Origin of the sequence: Pigmentiphaga aceris, from assembly GCF_008119665.1 — a bacterium.
GTDB lineage: Bacteria > Pseudomonadota > Gammaproteobacteria > Burkholderiales > Burkholderiaceae_B > Pigmentiphaga > Pigmentiphaga aceris.
This window is the reverse complement of sequence record NZ_CP043046.1, coordinates 4,567,947-4,586,284: the sequence shown is the minus strand read 5'-3', so window position 1 is coordinate 4,586,284 and position 18,338 is coordinate 4,567,947. Positions and strand designations below refer to the sequence as shown.

At 60.8% G+C, this 18,338-nt stretch carries 15 protein-coding genes; 8 read left to right on the top strand and 7 right to left on the bottom strand.

Features of this window, described 5'->3' with window-relative positions; genetic code table 11:
* Positions 1-66 precede the first annotated feature (66 nt).
* Complete coding sequence (locus FXN63_RS19885; protein ID WP_148816893.1) at positions 67-1,320, top strand: hypothetical protein; 1,254 nt, start codon at positions 67-69, stop codon at positions 1,318-1,320.
* A 95-nt stretch (positions 1,321-1,415) separates the two neighbouring features.
* Here FXN63_RS19885 and FXN63_RS19880 read toward each other — a convergent pair whose 3' ends face one another.
* The 3 genes from FXN63_RS19880 to FXN63_RS19870 all read right to left on the bottom strand — a co-directional run bounded on the left by FXN63_RS19880 (position 1,416) and on the right by FXN63_RS19870 (position 5,246).
* Complete coding sequence (locus FXN63_RS19880) at positions 1,416-2,243, bottom strand: class I SAM-dependent methyltransferase (RefSeq protein ID WP_148816892.1); 828 nt, start codon at positions 2,241-2,243, stop codon at positions 1,416-1,418.
* A gap of 42 nt (positions 2,244-2,285) precedes the next feature.
* Positions 2,286-3,653: an APC family permease gene (locus tag FXN63_RS19875; RefSeq protein ID WP_148816891.1), complete on the bottom strand. Its 1,368-nt coding sequence runs from the start codon at positions 3,651-3,653 to the stop codon at positions 2,286-2,288.
* Positions 3,654-3,788: 135 nt separating this feature from the next.
* Positions 3,789-5,246: an efflux transporter outer membrane subunit gene (locus tag FXN63_RS19870; protein WP_148816890.1), complete on the bottom strand. Its 1,458-nt coding sequence runs from the start codon at positions 5,244-5,246 to the stop codon at positions 3,789-3,791.
* Positions 5,247-5,361: 115 nt separating this feature from the next.
* Between FXN63_RS19870 and FXN63_RS19865 the strand changes: the two genes are divergently transcribed.
* The 3 genes from FXN63_RS19865 to FXN63_RS19855 all read left to right on the top strand — a co-directional run bounded on the left by FXN63_RS19865 (position 5,362) and on the right by FXN63_RS19855 (position 10,335).
* Positions 5,362-5,982, top strand: coding sequence for a TetR/AcrR family transcriptional regulator (locus FXN63_RS19865; RefSeq protein WP_148816889.1), 621 nt, complete (start codon positions 5,362-5,364; stop codon positions 5,980-5,982).
* Positions 5,983-6,109: 127 nt separating this feature from the next.
* Positions 6,110-7,231 carry an efflux RND transporter periplasmic adaptor subunit gene (locus FXN63_RS19860; protein WP_148816888.1) on the top strand — a complete coding sequence of 374 codons (1,122 nt, stop codon included), beginning with the start codon at positions 6,110-6,112 and terminating at the stop codon, positions 7,229-7,231.
* Positions 7,228-10,335 (top strand): efflux RND transporter permease subunit, encoded by a 3,108-nt coding sequence (locus tag FXN63_RS19855; protein ID WP_148816887.1) that lies wholly within the window; start codon positions 7,228-7,230, stop codon positions 10,333-10,335. Before FXN63_RS19860 ends, FXN63_RS19855 begins: the two co-directional genes overlap by 4 nt.
* Positions 10,336-10,368: 33 nt before the next feature.
* Here FXN63_RS19855 and FXN63_RS19850 read toward each other — a convergent pair whose 3' ends face one another.
* Positions 10,369-10,971: a glutathione S-transferase family protein gene (locus tag FXN63_RS19850; RefSeq protein WP_148816886.1), complete on the bottom strand. Its 603-nt coding sequence runs from the start codon at positions 10,969-10,971 to the stop codon at positions 10,369-10,371.
* A gap of 70 nt (positions 10,972-11,041) precedes the next feature.
* On the opposite strand from FXN63_RS19850, the gene FXN63_RS19845 reads away from it, so the two are divergent.
* Positions 11,042-11,734, top strand: a complete 693-nt coding sequence (locus FXN63_RS19845) for a helix-turn-helix transcriptional regulator (protein ID WP_148816885.1) — start codon at positions 11,042-11,044, stop codon at positions 11,732-11,734.
* A gap of 26 nt (positions 11,735-11,760) precedes the next feature.
* Here the strand turns inward: FXN63_RS19845 and FXN63_RS19840 are convergent, their stop codons facing one another.
* The 3 genes from FXN63_RS19840 to FXN63_RS19830 all read right to left on the bottom strand — a co-directional run bounded on the left by FXN63_RS19840 (position 11,761) and on the right by FXN63_RS19830 (position 14,530).
* Complete coding sequence (locus tag FXN63_RS19840) at positions 11,761-13,164, bottom strand: MATE family efflux transporter (protein ID WP_148816884.1); 1,404 nt, start codon at positions 13,162-13,164, stop codon at positions 11,761-11,763.
* A 4-nt stretch (positions 13,165-13,168) separates the two neighbouring features.
* Positions 13,169-13,624: a MarR family winged helix-turn-helix transcriptional regulator gene (locus tag FXN63_RS19835; protein WP_148816883.1), complete on the bottom strand. Its 456-nt coding sequence runs from the start codon at positions 13,622-13,624 to the stop codon at positions 13,169-13,171.
* 162 nt (positions 13,625-13,786) lie between these two features.
* Positions 13,787-14,530, bottom strand: coding sequence for an XRE family transcriptional regulator (locus FXN63_RS19830; protein ID WP_246164904.1), 744 nt, complete (start codon positions 14,528-14,530; stop codon positions 13,787-13,789).
* 392 nt (positions 14,531-14,922) lie between these two features.
* Here FXN63_RS19830 and FXN63_RS19825 point away from each other — a divergent pair, with 392 nt between their 5' ends.
* From FXN63_RS19825 to FXN63_RS19815, 3 genes are all read left to right on the top strand, one after another.
* Positions 14,923-16,014: a replication protein gene (locus tag FXN63_RS19825; RefSeq protein ID WP_222863945.1), complete on the top strand. Its 1,092-nt coding sequence runs from the start codon at positions 14,923-14,925 to the stop codon at positions 16,012-16,014.
* Positions 16,011-17,378, top strand: coding sequence for a replicative DNA helicase (locus FXN63_RS19820; RefSeq protein ID WP_148816881.1), 1,368 nt, complete (start codon positions 16,011-16,013; stop codon positions 17,376-17,378). The genes FXN63_RS19825 and FXN63_RS19820 overlap by 4 nt, the downstream gene beginning before the upstream one ends.
* Before the next feature lie 74 nt (positions 17,379-17,452).
* Positions 17,453-18,133 carry a hypothetical protein gene (locus tag FXN63_RS19815; RefSeq protein ID WP_148816880.1) on the top strand — a complete coding sequence of 227 codons (681 nt, stop codon included), beginning with the start codon at positions 17,453-17,455 and terminating at the stop codon, positions 18,131-18,133.
* Positions 18,134-18,338: the final 205 nt, after the last annotated feature.

Below are 18,338 nucleotides of genomic sequence, written 5' to 3'. Positions count from 1 at the left end.
GCTTGCGTGTCCTACGTACGGATGAGACTATGCTTGGCTACCCGTAACTGGTTGTAATAACAAGATATGTCGATAGCCGCTCGAATCATCACGTTAAGCGTCGCTCTATTACTGGCGGGCTGTGCCAAGCAGTTCTATACAGAAACTGAACGGGCGACCGTGCTAATAGAGGATGCCAGATCGGCATTCGTGAGCGGCGATATCAACACCGGTAGTCGCAGTGTGGACTTCGCACTTGAGCGCGAAACGGGACCGGCCCAAGCCCGCGCTTATTTCGCAACGAATCCAGAAGCGGCCGCTGCCTATACCTACCATGTCGAGCAGCAAATTGCCTCGCTCAGGGGAGTGCAGTCCTCCCAGCAACGGCGGGAGTCTTTGCAGACGTTGCGCCGGGAAGAAGTATTGCCTGCTGCCAATACCGATTGGCTGAATCGCTTCTTCGATGCCGAAATGACGTCGGCAAACAAGAGCGGCGCGATACCGATCACGCTCTTTGATGACATCTCAGATTTGCCCGCGCTGCAACTGCCACAACCGCGTCGTCTTATCCTTGATCGCACCATTAGCAGGCTCGCCCGAGAGCCTGATGCTGCGAGCCGACCCATTGCACGGATGATTGCTTTCTATAAGCTTGATGACACAAGCATGGAAGAGAAGACGCTCATCCGCAATGCTCTGATGAAATTGAAGCTCCGGCGTTCTGAGCTTGATGCGGTCGGCGAAGTCTTCAACGACGTCGCTGTCGCACGTCGCAATGAATTGACGACCACCGCCACCTTGGTCGTGCTTGGCGCAGACCGCTTGTTCAAGGACGATCTTGCCCAGACTATCGGGATCGAACCTGGAATCGAATGGGTGGCTGGCGGTGCCACCGTTGTCACCGTCGAAAAGCTCCGCCACAACGAGACGGTGCAGCCGGAACGTGCGCAGACGGTGATCTACGCGTTTCACGAGGTGGACATACTGAAGGCCGCGTTGCTGATGCCCAAAAATGCCTCGTATCTATATGAGCTCATCAGCAGTGGTTCCAGCGTTGAATATGGTTATGTCGTTACCGCAACCACTGGTGGCAAGCCAATCTTTGAAGAAGTGGTTCGTGGCACGATCAGCAGCGAAGGTGGCCGTTGCCAGAACGCCAGGGTGCAGAATGTTTTTGGTGGGGTAACGCCTGCCAGCTTCACAGCTAACGACGATATGTTGGCTCGCTGTCGCGGAGAAACTGCTGAAGGTGTAGATGTCCTGCGTTCAAAGGTGAACAGGCAGATCGCAGCAGCAGTGATGCGTGTACCGGCGTTGAAGATGATCGTCGATCAGCGTTGAGCTAATCCGTTTTCATCGCTATACGTGAAGCACACCTTGGCAGTGCAACTACATGCGCTGCTGCCAAGGTATACAACAGGGGGCTCTCGCGCTGCTTAACGCGCTGCGCGCGTGGCCGTCCAGGCCGTCTGGCCGTTGATCGTGCCCTTGATCTGATTGCCGTTCACTTCACCCGCGTACTTGTCGCTGCCCGCCGTGAACGCAATGCGCGTACCGTCCAGACTGCCTTCGGTGATCGGGGTCGCCTGGCCACCCTGGCGCAGCGAACCTTCGAACTTCTGATAGCGCTGGTCGAAGCTCACGTCCTTGTCACCCAGCTTCCACGCGCCTTCGATCTGTGCCGGCACAATCCACTTATAGGCATTGCAATAGTTGGTGCAATCCTCTTTCACCTGCGACGACTCGTCGGGCTGCCAGTCACCCATCATGAACGAGTTGGACACCACGCGCGTGCCTGGCTTCATCGCCAGCAGGGTGGGGCGCAGGCGCACGTTCAGGTCGGGCAGCAGGAACAGCGTGACGACGGTTGCGTTCGAGAAATCGGATTGGAAGATGTCCGCCTGTTCAAACGTTGCGCGTGCCGTCACGCCCTCCGCTGCGGCGGCGCGTTTGGAGATCGCCACCATGTCGGGATTGAATTCGATCCCGCGTGCGGTCGCGCCGCGCTTGGCGGCCGTGATGACGGTGCGCCCATCGCCCGATCCCAGGTCGACCAGCTTGTCTTCCGGCGTCAGCTTGGCCATGTCCAGAATGCGGTCGACCAGGGTCTGGGCGGTGGGTACCCAGACGACGTCCTTGCCTGCCTGGCCTACGGTCGGCTTGTAGGTGGACGTGTCGGTTGCAGCGCTTTGCGCCCAGGCGCTGCCGCTCGCAGCAAGCGTGCACAGGGCAATGGCGATCACGGATTTGCGCAGGGTCGTCATGGAAGATTCCAGGTTATGGGTTCAGGTAAGGATGCAAAAAGACTACTTCAATGCCGTGTTGCTGGGGGCCGTTCGATAGCTTGTCTCGCCCCCATGTTTGGACTTGAACAGCAGAATCGGCGTGCCGGCGGCCAGCACCACCAGCCCGACCAATGCAGCCTTGCCGCTGTACGCCAGGCTGGCGTAAAGCATGTAGGCACAGGTCAGACAGAAGACGATGGGTGTGAACGGGTAGAGCGGCACGCGGTACGGCAAGGGGCGCTGGGGGTAACGTCGCCGCAGCACGAACAGTGCCAATCCCACCAGCAACAGAAAGAGCCAGAACACCGGTGCGGTGTAGTCGATCATCGCCTTGAAGCCATCGCGCGTCACCGCACCCATGCCGATCAAGGCCAGTGCAATCGCCGCTTGCAGCAATTGAGCATTGGCGGGCGTCTTGCCTCGTCCATTCCAGGTGCCGACCCAGCGCATGACTGTCAGGTCGCGCGCCATCGCGTAGAACACGCGCGAGCCTGTGAAGATGGTTGCGTTCAAGGTCGAGACAGCTGCCACGGCAATCGCCAGCGTCACCAGTATTTCGCCTGGGCGACCGGCCACGACGCGCATCATGTCAGCCGCAACCGCATTGGAATTACGCAGGCCATCAAGCCCAAGCACAGACAGCATGGCCCAGTTGGTCAGCACGTACAGGCCTACCGTGATGAGCGTGCCCAGCGTCAGCACCTTGGCGATGTTGCGTGGCGCATCTTTCAGCTCGCCGGTCAGATAGGCGGCTTCATTCCAGCCGCCGTAACTCAGCAGCACAAAGATCATGGCCATGCCAAGTGCAGCGGTTTGCGGCGGGGTGACGACAGGCGTCAGGCGTGTCAGGTCAGGAGTGCCGAAAAAACCAAACCAGATGATGGCCAGCACGGCCGCGATTTCCAGAAAGGTCACCACGATCTGCAGGTTTTTGCTCTCGGTCGTGCCTACTACATTGACTGCCGTCAGCACCACCACTGATAAGGCCGCATAAATGGCGGGACCGTAAATGCCCATCGGCGCGATCTGCGCAAGGTAGTCGCCAAGCATGAAGGCCACGGCAGCAATCGCGCCCGTCTGGATCACGGCGCAGCGTGCCCAGCCGAACATCATGGCAACCGACTTGCCATAGGCCTTGGACAGAAAATGGTATTCGCCGCCCGCGTTCGGGTGCGCGGCGGATAGCTCGGCATAACAGAGCGCACCAATCAGGGTCGCTGCACCGCCGATCAACCAGACGGCGATGAACATGGCTTCGGACGCCACGTTGCCTGCGACGATGGACGGTGCCCGGAAAATGCCGATGCCGACGATCAGGCCCACCACGATCATGACGGCGTCGAAGACCGACAGTTGGGCCTGAGGTTCTGATCGTTGGGGGGCGACCATCTACATCCTTGTGGGAACTTGCGGCGGGAATGGGGAATCCTGACAGGAAGCTGTCAATGCCGCAGTGACCAAAAGGTACAGAACGCGAGGGCGGGTTACTAGGCGTTGCTTATCGCATGACCCTATGAATCTTGCTCATGAATCACTTGGTGTGTCACCGTTTACATTCCATCCGCCGCCCAATGCCCGGAACGAGGCGACTGCGGCACGCGATGCTTCAGCCTGAGCCTGCGCGCGGGCATCGCGCGTCCGCAAAAGCCGGCTGTCGGCGTCCAACACTTCAATAAGGCTGACCACGCCGCCCTGATAAGCCTTCATCGAGACGTCCCGGGCGCGGGCCAAGGCCTGTTCGCCATCAGCCAGCAGGCGCTCCTCAGTCTCCCGTTTGACCAAGGCAGTGAATGCGTTTTCCACATCTTCGGAGGCGCGCAGGGCAGATTGTCGGTAGGCCACCAATGCTTCCGCGTTCTGGCCGCGCGCTGCCGCAATCTCGGCGTCGACCCGTCCGAAATCGAACAAGCGCCAGCGCAAGCCGAACGTGCCTTGTGCCTGCAAGGTGCTGCCGTTACCCAGGTTGCCGCTGCTGGTGCCTGCAAAGCCCAGCAGGCCGCTGATGGAAAACTTCGGGTAGTACTCGGACATTGCCGCGCCGATCCGGGCGTTGGATGCCGCCACGCGACGCTCGGCAATGATCAGGTCGGGACGGCGTCGGATCAGGTCTGCCGGCCCGCCTGCATGGGCAATGGCGGGAGCGGACGGAATTGCCGCAGGTGTCTGAAGCTCGGCCCGGTAGGTGCCGGGCTGTGCGCCAAGCAATACATCCAGCGCGTTCATGCCGGCTTCCAGGCCATTTTCCAGCCCGGGAATGCTCGCCTGGACCTGCGACAGAGCACCTTCCGCCTGGCGCATTTGCAGTTCCGCCGCGACGCCCGCCTGAAACTGCAGTTTCACGACGGCAAGCAGTCGGCGCTGTGTCTCGACCTGTTGCCTGGCGATGGCAATGCGCGACTGCAGGCCGCGCACCGCGACATAGGTATCGGCCGTCTGGGCCGCCACCATCAGACGCGCACCGGCCACACCTGCCTGGGATGCCTGGAACTGCGCGCGTGCAGCTTCCTGATTGCGGTCCAGCCCACCGAATACATCGATTTCCCAGCGCGCCCCTAGGTTGGCTTCGTGCAATTCACCGTCTCGGTCGAAGCCAGGGGTGGCATTCAATACACGGCCAAGTGGCGTTTCCAGTGACTGGCGGGCGCGGGTGGACTGTGCACTGACATCACCCGCTGGCAACAGCGCAGCATTGGCTGATTGCAAGGACGCTCGTGACTGTGCGACACGCGTGACGGCCTGCGCAACATCCAGATTTTCGTCCAGCGCCCGCAACACCAGCTTCGTCAACAAAGGGTCATCGAATCCTTCCCACCACTTGGCCAGGTCGGCGTGGGATGCCGCTGCACGTTGGGCCACCGCCTGGGTGCCCATGAACGTGTCTGGTGCAGTGAGTTCAGCTCGGCGATAGTCAGGGCCAACGGTGCAGGCGCTCAGCAAGGAGATGGCCAGGATGAAGGGAACGGTTGCAGATGCGGCGCGCATGTCATGGCTTCACAAGATATTTTAGTGACTATAATTCAATATGGTCACTTCATGTCAATGATTAACCGTTGTCAGTTCCCGTCAACAATCTCTCTGGGGATGGTAAAACTCGATCATGAGCACTCTTCCACACGATCAGTCAGCCGGCCAGCGCGGACCGGCCGACCACACGATCCGCGAGCAGATCGTATCTGCCGCCAACGAGCATTTCGCCAAGTACGGTTACGGCAAGACAACGGTTTCCGACCTTGCCAAGGAAATCGGATTTTCGAAGGCCTACATCTACAAGTTCTTCGATTCCAAGCAGGCGATCGGCGAAGCCATCTGCAACCAGTGCCTGGATGCCGTGCTGGCCAGCGTCGCCCTGTCGATGGCGGATGCAAAAACCCCGACAGACAAGCTGCGACGCATGTTTCGCGCGATCGTCACTGCCAGTGCAGAGCTGTTTTTTTCGGACCGCAAGCTCTACGACATCGCCTCGCATTCGGTCATCGAGAAGTGGTCATCGTCGACGCAGTACGGCGACAAGATCTACGCCATGCTTGAGCAGATCATTGTCGAAGGAAGGCAATCGGGCGAGTTCGAGCGCAAGACGCCGCTGGACGAAACCTGCCGGGCCATTACCCAGGCGATGCAGCCTTTCACCAATCCGGTGATGTTGCAGCACAGCCTGGATCTGTTGCCCGATGGACCCAATGAGGTCATCAGCCTGGTGCTGCGTAGCCTGTCACCCTGATGTCTCCAAATAGTGACTAGTGACCAATTGACAAACTAGTCATTGAATCGGACACTGCAAGCCTGTCTCGTCAGAGAGGGCTACCGTGTCCTATTCAAGCAAACCCATTTCCGTCCTTCTGGCGAGCATGCTCGCCATCGCGCTGGCCGCCTGCCAGCCCCATGCCGAGCAAGCCGATCCGCGTACCGGTCCGCCGCTGGTGCGCGTCGCGACCGCCGGTGGTGCTGTCCAGACAGAGCGCGGTTTCACCGGCATCGTGTCGGCACGCGTGCAAAGCGAACTCGGTTTCCGGGTGCGCGGAAAAATTGTCGAACGACTGGTCGATACCGGTCAGACCGTCAAGCGTAGTCAGCCGCTGTTCCGTGTTGACCGCACCGATTTCGCCCTGGCGAGCGCGGCGCAGGCCAGCACCGTGGCTGCCGCGCGCGCCCGTGCGTTGCAGACGGCATCGGATGAAAAGCGTTATCGGGGCTTGGTCGAAGCCGGTGCGGTGTCTGCATCGGCCTATGACCAGATGAAGGCTGCCGCTGATGCCGCCGATGCGCAGTTGAAGGCTGCGCAGGCGCAGGCCGATGTACTGCGCAACGAGGCGACGTATGCGGTGTTGCTGGCTGACGCCGACGGCATCGTGGTGGAAACGCTGGCAGAGCCTGGTCAGGTGGTGGCAGCAGGGCAGACCGTGGTGCGCGTGGCCCATGCCGGTCCGCGTGAAGCCATCGTCAGCTTGCCTGAAACCCTGAGACCGGAAGTGGGGTCGCTTGCACGCGCAACGCTGTATCACGATGCCCGTATTACCGGTGCCGCTCGCCTGCGGCAGTTGTCCGATGCGGCAGACCCCCGCACGCGCACCTTCGAGGCGCGTTATGTGCTCGACGGTGCTGCCGCCACAGCGCCGCTGGGCACGACCGTGACCATTCATCTGCCTGATACGCGTGGTACTTCTGCCATGCAGGTGCCGTTGGCTGCCTTGTTGGACAAGGGGCAGGGGCCTGGCGTCTGGGTGGTTCAGGGAGAAGCGCCGCAAGTCGTCTGGCGGCCGGTTCAGGTGGCAAGCCTGGGGGTGGAAACGGCGGCCTTGTCAGGCGGCCTGAACGCGGGTGAACGTTTTGTCGCGCTGGGCGCGCATCTGTTGCACGACGGCGAGCGCGTGCGCATCGCTGGCGAGCAGCAGGCGGGTGCCGCCAGCCCTGCAGCAGCAGCGACTCACGCAACGCGGACGGATGTGGCCAGTGCAGGTGCGATCAAATGACTGGCTTCAATCTTTCCGCGCTTGCCGTGCGCGAGCGGGGCGTGACGCTGTTTTTGATTATCGCGATCACCATCGCCGGGATCTTTGCTTTCCTGAAGCTGGGCCGGGCCGAAGACCCGAGCTTCACGATCAAGGTGATGACCGTGGTAAGCGCCTGGCCAGGCGCAACCGCGCAGGAAATGCAGGACCAGGTTGCCGAGCCGCTGGAAAAGCGCTTGCAGGAATTGAAGTGGTATGACCGAAGCGAAACGTTCACGCGGCCTGGGCTGGCTTTCACTACCTTGACGATGCGCGACGACACGCCCCCCGGCGAAGTGCCTGAAGAGTTCTATCAGGCGCGCAAGAAACTGAGTGACGAAGCCATGCGATTGCCGCGTGGCGTCATTGGCCCGATCGTCAACGACGAATACGCCGACGTGACCTTTGCGCTGTATGCGCTGAAGGCCAAGGGAGAGCCGCAGCGCCTGCTGGTGCGCGAAGCGGAAACCCTGCGCCAGCGGCTGCTGCATGTGCCCGGTGTGAAGAAGGTCAACATCATCGGCGAGCGACCCGAGCGGATCTTTGTCGAGTTCTCGCACACGCACCTGGCCACGCTGGGCGTGTCCGCGCGCGATATCTTCTCGGCCTTGACCACGCAAAACCTGGTGACGCCGGCCGGCTCGATCGACACGAAAGGCCCGCAGGTGTTGATGCGCCTGGACGGCGCTTTCGACAACCTGCAGAAAATCCGCGACACACCCATTGTTGCGGCTGGCCGCACATTGAAGTTGTCGGACGTGGCTGAGGTCACACGCGGTTATGAAGACCCCGCCACCTTCCTGATCCGCAACCAGGGCGAGCCCGCCTTGCTGCTGGGCGTGGTCATGCGCGACCGCTACAACGGTCTTGAACTGGGCAAGGCGCTGGAAAAAGAAGCGCAGGCCATCTCTGCCGAGATGCCGCTGGGTCTGTCCTTCACCAAGGTGACCGACCAGGCCGTGAATATCCAGGAAGCCTACGGCGAGTTCATGGTGAAGTTCTTCGTGGCACTTGCCGTGGTGATCGTCGTGAGTCTGGTCAGCCTGGGCTGGCGTGTGGGCATCGTGGTGGCCGCTGCTGTACCGCTTACCCTGGCCGGCGTGTTCGTGATCATGCTGGCAACCGGACGCGACTTCGACCGCATCACGCTTGGGGCGTTGATCCTGTCGCTGGGCCTGCTGGTGGACGACGCCATCATCATCATCGAAACCATGGTGGTGAAGATGGAAGAGGGCTACGACCGCATTCATGCGGCGACCTACGCATGGACGCATACGGCTGCGCCCATGTTGTCGGGCACGCTGGTGACCGCCATCGGGCTGATGCCGGTGGGCTTTGCGAAGTCGACCGCCGGGGAATACGCGGGCAACATCTTCTGGGTGGTGATGTTTGCGTTGTTGACCTCGTGGGTGGTGGCCGTGGCATTCACGCCGTACATGGGCGTGAAACTGTTGCCGCAATTCAAGAAGATCGAAGGTGGCCACGCTGCCATCTACGGCACGCCGGGGTACCGCCGATTGCGCACCCTGCTGGGTATGGCGGTCACGCACAAGAAGAAGGTTGCTGCTGCCGTGCTGGCATTGCTGGTGCTGTCCGTGGTCGGCATGGGCGCAGCCAAACAGCAGTTCTTCCCGCAGTCCGACCGCCCAGAGGTCATCGTGGAAGTGCGCATGCCGCCAGGCACCAGCATCGGTGCGACCGGCGAGGCGGTCACCAAGATCGAAACCTGGTTGCAGAAGCAGCCCGAAGCCAAACTGGTGACCAGCTACATCGGCCAAGGTGCGCCGCGTTTCTACCTGGCGATTTCGCCAGAGCTGCCCGATCCGTCCTTTGCCAAAGTCATCATCCTGACCGATAGCGAGGCCGCACGCGACAGCCTGAAAGCATCGTTGCGCCAGGCTGCCGACGAAGGCCTGGCACCCGAAGCGCAAGTCCGCGTGACCCAGCTGGTGTTCGGGCCTTATTCGCCGTTCCCGGTGGCCTTCCGGGTCATGGGGCCAGAGGAAAAAACGGTACGCAGCATCGCTGAAGAAGTGCGCGGCGTGATGCTGAAAAACAGTATGTTGCGCCAGGTGAATAGCGACTGGGGCGAGCGTGTGCCGACCGTTCACTTCGTGCTTGACCAGGACCGCCTGCGCTCCCTTGGCCTGAGTTCACAAGACGCGGCCGAGCAACTGCAATTCCTGCTGAGCGGCGCGCCGGTTACTCAGGTTCGCGAAGACATTCGTGCCGTCGAAGTGGTGGCGCGCAGTGCGGGCGCAGACCGCTTGGACCCTGCCAAGTTGGGTGCCTTCACGCTGACCGGCAGCAATGGACAGCGCATTCCGCTGGACCAGATCGGCCGTTCGGAAATCCGCATGGAAGATCCGATATTGCGTCGTCGTGACCGCCTGACGACCATCACCGTACGCGGCGATGTGGCCGAGGGTGTTCAGCCACCCGAAGTCTCTGTGCAAGTGCTCGCCGCACTGAAGCCGATCATCGACAAGCTCCCCGCTGGCTACAAGATCGAGACGGCCGCCGACCTGGAAGAGTCTGCCAAGGCCAATGTTGCACTGGCTGCCGTCTTCCCTATCATGCTGGCCTTGATGATGTTGGTGATCATCTTCCAGGTACGTTCGATGTCTGCGATGGCCATGGTCTTGCTGACCGCGCCGCTGGCCCTGGTGGGTGTCGTTCCGACCTTGCTGATCTTCAATCAACCCTTCGGCTTCAACGCCATCTTGGGCTTGATCGGATTGGCCGGCATCATCATGCGCAATACCTTGATTCTGGTTGGCCAGATTCACACCAACGAGCAGGACGGCCTGGACCCGTATCACGCCGTGGTGGAAGCCACCGTACAACGTGCGCGACCGGTGATCCTGACCGCAATGGCCGCCGTGCTGGCCTTCATCCCGCTCACCTTCTCGGTGTTCTGGGGCTCGATGGCCTACACGCTGATTGGTGGCACGATCGGCGGCACGGTGCTGACGCTGGTGTTCCTGCCGGCCTTGTATGCCATCTGGTATCGGATCAAGCCAAGCCGCGACAGTGACCCTGGTGCGGTGCCTGCGCTGGCGCACCCGCAAGCCGAGGCGCATTGATCGGCCTGAGGGTTACACCGCCTTCGACGCGGTTCATGCCAGGGCATGTTCCTCGTCGAAGGCCTTGGCATAGGCCGCACCTGGCAAGGCCATGCATCGGTCCACCCATGCGTCGATAGCCGGTACGCCCGGCTTGCCGAACCAGGCGAAGGGCGAGTGCAGCAGCAGATCGGCAGCGGTGGGGCGCTCGCCTACCAGGAAGGGCTGCTCGGTCAGCGCCTGAGCCAGACGCGCCTTCATTTCTGTGCTGCTGCGGAAAGTGCCCGTGATGAACGGGTGCTGAAGCTCGGCGGCCTCCAGCACCATCACCGGTTCCATGACGCCGCCGTACCAGGCCAGCCAGCTCAGGTAGGTACCGCGCAGCGGGTGGCCCACGGGCACGTTCAAGCCTGCCTGCGGAAAGCGGTCCGCCAGGTATTGGAAGATGGCGCTGCGTTCCCAGATGGCCGCCTCGCCGTCCATCAGCAGGGGCACCTTGCCGTCCGGATGCGGATTGCGCGGATCGCGCGCGCCGGTACCGTCCTGGCGTGTGATGGTGACGATCTCGATCTTCACTTGGTCGATGGCATCAAGCGCGTTGAGCAAGGCGATGACACTGGTGGAGCGGCTTTGGGGGGAGTGGAAAACAGTCAGCATGGCAGGGGCCGGTGGGTTGGAATGGCTGCTATTCTAGGCAGCCCTCCTGTCAATTCCTGTCAGTTGAAGCATGGCGCGTCCTGATCGACTTCTACGCCTCTTGCAGGCCTTGCGAATGCTGCCGGCACCGGTTACGGCTGCTCGCCTTGCGCAGGAAACCGGGGTGTCGGTTCGCAGTATCTATCGCGACATCGACAGCCTGCGCGCCGCGGGTGCCGAAATCGGTGGCGAACGTGGTTTCGGTTACTGCCTGGTTGAGGACGGCACCTTGCCGCCGCAGATGTTCAGCCGCATCGAGGTCGAGGCGCTGGCGCTCGGCCTGGCCGAAGTGCGCCATATTGGCGATCCGGCGCTGGCTGCGGCCGCAGCATCGGTGCTCGCCAAGGTATCGGCAACGCTGCCGCAGGTTCGGCAACAGCAGGTCTTGAACGCGGTGTCGCAGGTCTACCGGGGCGAGCAGGCTTTTGCCGCCTTGCCCGACATGCAGGTGATCCGCGAAGCGTGCTGGCGTGAAGAGGCGCTGAAGATTTCTTATACCGACAGCCAAGGGCAGCAGACCGAACGCGAGATCTGGCCCTTGGCCATCGTGTACCTGGACCGCTCGCTGATGTTGCTGTCCTGGTGCTGCCTGCGCCAGGCTTTCCGCATGTTCCGGGCCGACCGGGTATCGGCGACAACGGCCACTGGTGCCAGCTTCAGGCCGCAGCGGGTGGGTTTGCTGCGGACCTACATCGCGGAAATGCAAGCAGCGAAGCGAGACTGAGCCACCTGTCTGGTCGCGGTGGGCAGTCAGCCGGCTTGCACGCCGCGCACTGCATCTGCCGTGCGCCTTGGCCGACCGATCTTGCCGAACATCGACCCTCCAGAAATGGCCAACGCAATGCCCACGCCATACACCAGCAGCGCCGCACTTTGCGCCAGGAACACATGGCCAAGCGTCCCGCCCAAGTAGATTGCCAAGGTGCCCAGACCAGCGGCGATCACCAAGCGCACGATGGTGGCGGTGATTGGCCACAGCAGGCGTCCCGCACCTTGCGACGCGAAATACATCGCCAGGCCCAGGCCCAGGAATCCGTAGAAAGGCCCCACGGTTTGCAGGTAGACCGTGCCGGTTTCCAGCATCACCGGATCGGTACCGTACAAGGACAGCCAGGCGCGCGGAAACAGGGCCGCCGCAATGCCGATAAGCTCGGTAATGGCAAACGCCATGGCACCACCGATCCAGGTGGCTTGCAGTGCGCGGTCGCGCTTGCCGGCACCGATGCATGTGCCCACCATGGTCAGCAAGGGCGCACCCAGGCCGAAGACCAGCGGGATCAGCACATATTCCAGCCGCGATGCCGTGCCGTAACCGGCAATCGCCCCGGAACCGAAATGCCCGACCAGCGAGGTTGCAATGGCCACGGCAAGGTTGGTGCAGATCACGCCGATGGCCGACACGATGCCGACCCTCAGGATGTCGCGGAAGAACACGGCACGCAGGCGGATGGCGGTAAGCGACAGTTTCAGCAGACTTTTCGGCGACCGCATGTACGCAACCAGCACCAGCGTGCCCACGATGTAGTACAGCAGCAATGCCAGTGCACCGCCGGCAATTCCCATCACCGGTATTGGACCCCAGCCAAAGATCAGCAACGGCGACACCGGCACCAGACCAATGACGCCGTACACCGTGATCTTGGCTGGTACCGCCATGTTGCCGGTGCCGCGCAATACGGCTGCCAATGAGTTGAACAGCCAGACGAACACTGCCCCGGCGAAGATCCAGTTGGAATAGACCAACGCCGCATCAAGCGCGGCACCCGATCCGCCCATCTGCGTATACAGCCAGCGACCGCCGAACCACAGACCGACGGTGAAGATTGCACCAAAGGCAAGCGCGATCACCAGCGCGTGCAGGACCACCGCATTGGCGTCGTCACGTCTACCGCCGCCCAGCGCCCGTGCAATCGATGACGCGATGCCACCGCCTATGGCACCGGCCGACATCATCTGCATCAACATCACGATCGGGAAGACCAGCGCCATGCCGGCCAGTGCGTCGGTCCCCAGCTTGCCGACGAAGTAGGTTTCGATCAGCCCGGCGGACGCTTGCGCGACCATCACCAGGACATTGGGAATAGCGAGTCTTGCGATGGTTGGCGCAATGGGCGCTTCCAACAGCATGCGCGTGCGCGGGTCGAGCGTGGTCATGGAGTCAGTCCGTCGATTCGTCAGTCAGGCCAGCGGTATTGAGCACGTCCATCGTGTCGTCCAGCAGGGCGTGCAAGGCCAGGACACGATCAAGGCCCAGCAAGTCGTTCAGGCTCAGCTGCGCTCTTTTCCACATGGCGTGGGCATCAGCATGTTTGCTGCGTCCTGCCTCGGTGATGGTGATCTGTCGACTGCGGGCGTCAGTGCCGTCGCCTTGTTCGACAAGGCCGGCGAGCATCAATGGCTTCAGGTTTCGAGTGAGTGTCGACGCGTCCAGGCCCATCTTGCGGGCGAGATCCACCGGACGAATCGGGCTTAGCTTGACCAAGTGGGACAGCGTTGAATACTGCGTCACTTTCAGGCCGCTGGCAGACAGGTGCGCATCGTAATGACGCGAAATCACCCGCGACACCCTGCGCAAGCGGAAGTTGGTACAGCCTTTGGAGGTGGTGGCATTCATGTAATGATTGTAGCTACAATCATTGTATATGCAAGTATCTGGGTTTCACCGCCTGTCGCGATCCGCTGGACCCTTACGTGATTGGCTTGAGTCCGCAGCTTTCACATTGACTGGAAAGCTGCGGGACACGTCTTGGGAGATGCGCCCGAACCCCGCGCTGGCTCAGACTCCCGGCAAGCCCGACCCGGATCGATAGATCACCTGCCCGATCACTTGGAAGCTGGTCTCTTCCGATGCCGGAACGATGCGATCCGGGTATTTCGCATTGTAGGAATGCAGCATCAAGGCTCCCCCCGCCTGCTTGAACAGCTGTTTCACCAAGGTCTCGTCTTCGAAGCACACTGCATAGACGTTGCCGTCGCGCACCGTAGTTTTGCTGATGTCGATCATGATCATGTCGCGATCGAACAGAAACGGTTCCATGCTGTTGCCGCGTGCGCTTGCCAGCCGGCAATGCTCTGGCTTGGAGCCAATGGCCTTGAAGAAATCGATGGTGAAAGGCAGTGCCTGTTTTTGCCTGATTTCCCACTGGATGATGCCGGTGCCGGCTGAACACAGCAGATCGTAGCGATCGATCCACGTGCGGTTTTCGTCCGGAGGCAGATCAGACAGCTTTTCCCACACCACGATCTGGTCACTGGCATCGACACTGTCAATCGCCGCCTGAGCCTTGCGCGGTCCCTGACCACTTGCCAGCCAGGTTGGGTTGACCTGCAGCAATTGCGCTATCTCGACCAGGCGGCCAGAACTCTGGTTACGGCCGTTCTCAATGCTGGCGATCGTCGATTGTCCTGCGCCGAGCTGCTTGGCCAGCTCCGCCTGCGACAGCCCGGCTTGTACCCGGGCTTCTTTCATTCGTTCGCTGAGAGTGCTCATATCGCAAAAGTAATGGTTGTGCACGCGCATTTGCGCTTGCTGATTGAGCGCAAATGCGCTTAAATTGATACATCAAGTCTTGCGCTGTTTTGCCAATCCTCCTACTAAATTCTTCGGAAGTCGAGCAATTGCAAGCTGATCGCATCGCGATGCCACGTATCGTAGTTGATCGCGATAACGATTTCAAATGATCAAGGGCGCTAGCCCTTCACCAACAACATGAATCAGACGACACGTCGCCGGAGCCGTTTTCCGAGCGCGACGGGGGCGTTCGTTCGCAAACAAGCTGAGTTGCTCGACGAACTGGCGCGCTCATGGTGGGGCATGACGCGCGGCCCTGTGATTCGCAAAAACGCGTAGGGAGTAGGGCAGTGAGAACACTGTGGGAACAACAAGCAGTCCGATATGGGGGAATGCCTTTGGTGAGTACATCGAAGTTGGTTGAGCTTGGTGGCAAAGGGCCGCAGGTTGAAGACGGATTTTTGCGCCTGGCCAACGAGCTGTACGACGCCGTGCTGCGCTTCGGTTTTTCCGGACGCCAGTTGCACGTGCTGCTGGCAGTCGTGCGCAAGACGTATGGCTATGGCAAGAAAGTCGACGACGTGACCGCGTCGCAACTTGGGGCCTTGTGCGGCATTGCGCGCAACCACGTGACGACGACACTCAAGCAGTTGGAGCGCATGAATGTCGTGGTCTGTGAGCCTGGCCGGTATGGGTTGATCGTCGGGATCAACAAACGGCACACAACCTGGGTGAAGCCAGTGCGGCAGTCCGATGTTGCATTGCTGCCTGTCCCGGATCGGGACGACGCGGAGCCGATTGCATCTCCGGCTTCCAGTCCGGTTTCGGGACTGGTATTGGTCCCGGATCAGGACGTGCAGCGTCCCGTCTCGGGACCCTCAAAAGACAAGCCCAAAAACCAACTTCAACAGACAAATCTTTATCCTCGGCCGGTCGCTGTCACTCAGGTGTCACCTCGTCGTGCGGCGCGTTCGCATCTGATGATGAGCGACACCTTGAAAGACCGCTTCGATCGTTTCTGGCAGGCCTATCCTCGCAAGGTCGACAAGCAAGATGCCCGTGACGCTTTCGCGCGGCTGATGCCTGACGAAGCGTTGCTGGATTTGATGCTTGAATCGATTCGGCGCAGCACCGCAGCTGGTTTGTGGAGCGATGTGAAGTATGTGAAACATGCATCGACCTGGTTGAACAGCGCGTGCTGGGAAGACGAAGTGCAGTGCGAATACGACGCGGCTGCCGTCGAGGTGATCGAAGCCTACAACGCGGCACTTGGCGAGCAACTGGGTACGGTTTCCGTCAGCGTCTATTCCACCCGGCGCGCGGGCAACATTGCTGCCTTCATTCGATATTCGGACAAGCCCAAGTTCTGGCTACGCTACTTCGCTTGGGTGCGGGAACACTGCGCGCTTCCCCCCAATGTCGGCTTCGACTGGATGATCAGCCCGGCGGGCTTCTCCAACGTGGCCGGCGGTCAGCACGAGCGTCGCGCATGACTCGCGCCGAGCTGTACAGCGACATTGCCGAGCAGTCCGTACTGGGCGGGCTGCTGCTGAACAACGAGGCCTTGGATCATGTAGGTGAGCTTCGGCCGGAACACTTCTTCAGCCCGCGCAACCGGCAGGCCTATCGAGAAGTCTTGCGACTGATCGGTGAAGGCGCGGCGGCCGACGTGCTGACGGTGTTCGATCGCCTGGGCGCGCAGTCAGCCGAACTGCTGATCTATCTGAACGCCTTGTCACGCAACACGCCGGGCGTGGCCAACATTGGCCACTACGCAGACATGGTGCGTGACCGGGCGCAGCGGCGTGGGGTCTTGGCCCTGGCGTCCGAGTTGTCCGATCGTGCGCACACCAGTATTGGCGAACCGATTTCCAGCTTGATCGATTATGGCCAGGGCGAGCTGGAAAAGCTGTCTGCCTCGCGCGGCCGGATCGAACCCGAGCATGTGGCCGATGGCCTGCAGAGCTTTCTCGATGAGATGAAACGACAGGCTGCCGGCGTGCTGCCCAAAGCCATTTCAACGGGTTTCGCGGACCTGGATCGCAGGCTGTCAGGCGGCATGCGGCGTGGCGAACTGATCGTGATCGCCGCGCGCCCGAAGATGGGGAAAACCGCGTTTGCGATGAGCGTGGTCAATTATGTTGCCACGCATGGGCAGGCGCTTTTCCTGTCGATGGAAATGCCGAAACGACAACTTCTGCAACGCCAGATTGCCAGCCTCGGGCGGGTCGATCTGCGCTACCTGCTGCAGGCAGACACGATCCCTGCAGATGACAGTGGCAATGCCATCTGGTTGGCCATATCAACGGGCTTGCAACGCCTGCGCACCTTGAGCCTGTGGATCGACGATCAGGGTGGCCTGTCCTTGTTCGACGTGCGCACCAAGGCGCGCTCGACCAAGCGCCGTCATGGCCTGGATGTGCTTGTCATCGACTATCTGCAATTGATGAGCGGCGAGGGCGACAACCGCAATGCGCAGATCGAAGGCATCACACGCGGTCTGAAGGCGCTGGCCAAAGAGCTCGACATTGCGATCGTGCTGCTGTCGCAGCTCAATCGCCAGCTGGAAAGCCGTGCCGACAAACGACCGATGCCATCAGACCTGCGTGATTCAGGCGCAATCGAACAAGATTGCGACGCGGCCTTGTTCCTTTATCGAGATGAGGTCTACCACGCAGACACCTTGGCGCGCGGCATTGCCGAAATCAACGTGGGCTTGATTCGGCAAGGAGAACCCGGGCGAGTACGACTGGCATATGTCGGTGCGCAAACCCGCTTCAGCAGCCTTGCTTCAACCGAGTTGCCAGCCACGCCAGACGTGATGCCAGCGCCGCGCAAGACCAGAGGCTTCGAATGATGCACAGCAGCCTGTGCCAAGACAAGGGCGGGCGCAATCGTGGCCGAAACCAACAGCGCAGGGGAGACAACAAGATGAATATCTCGACACAGACCCAGGCGGTAACCGCCGTCAATCATGCGGGCTTGAGCTTGCTCGCCGAATCGAACCAGATTGCGCCGCCGCGCCGCGTGATCATCAGCAAGGGAGTGACCATGTCCGCTCGTGAACGTTGGGAATACCGCGATCCAGCCGCCGTGTTGGAACACAAAGAAGCCGCGTCAGCGCGTGCCGGAGAGGTCAACGTGATCGACCCCTTCGGCAAGCTCGTGACCATCAAGCAAAACGGGCCGCGACCACACCGCGAAGTCGACTTCCGGCTGCGCGTGCCGCTTGCGCTGCATGAACGCCTGGAGCGCTGGGGCGAGATCATGCGCGAGCGCCGTCGCCCCGATATCAGCATGACCGGCAAGGTCTGCCATCACCTGGCAGTGCTGGCAGGCAAGGCGCGCCAAGAATGGCGACAGCCACCGTCCGGTGCGGAAGTATCGGATGCTGCCTTGGTAGAAGCCGCATGGCGGGGTGAGCCGCTGCCGATGAAAGACAAAGTGATGTTGGCTGGCTACTACTGCTATGGCGTGCATCCCTCGGCATTGTGCCGCGCAGCTGCGATTCCATATCGCCAATTTGATCCGTTGATGTTCCATGCAGTCACATCGATTGGAAATATTCTTGACTACCGCGCAAAAGTGCGCAATAATAGATCCACAATTTGATCACCGCACTTTCGAGTGTGAGTATATGCAGCCCGATGGGCTGCATTAATTCGCCCGAAAGAAATGAAGCCCGCCGATGAGCGGGCTTTTTTGCGTTCGGCGTTTTTTTGCGATGTTTGTCGCAGCGCCTAGGTAAGAGAACAACCCTGACATCGAAAAGCTGTCGGGGTTTTTTTTCGTCCCGACCCGATCAGGTTTCACCCCA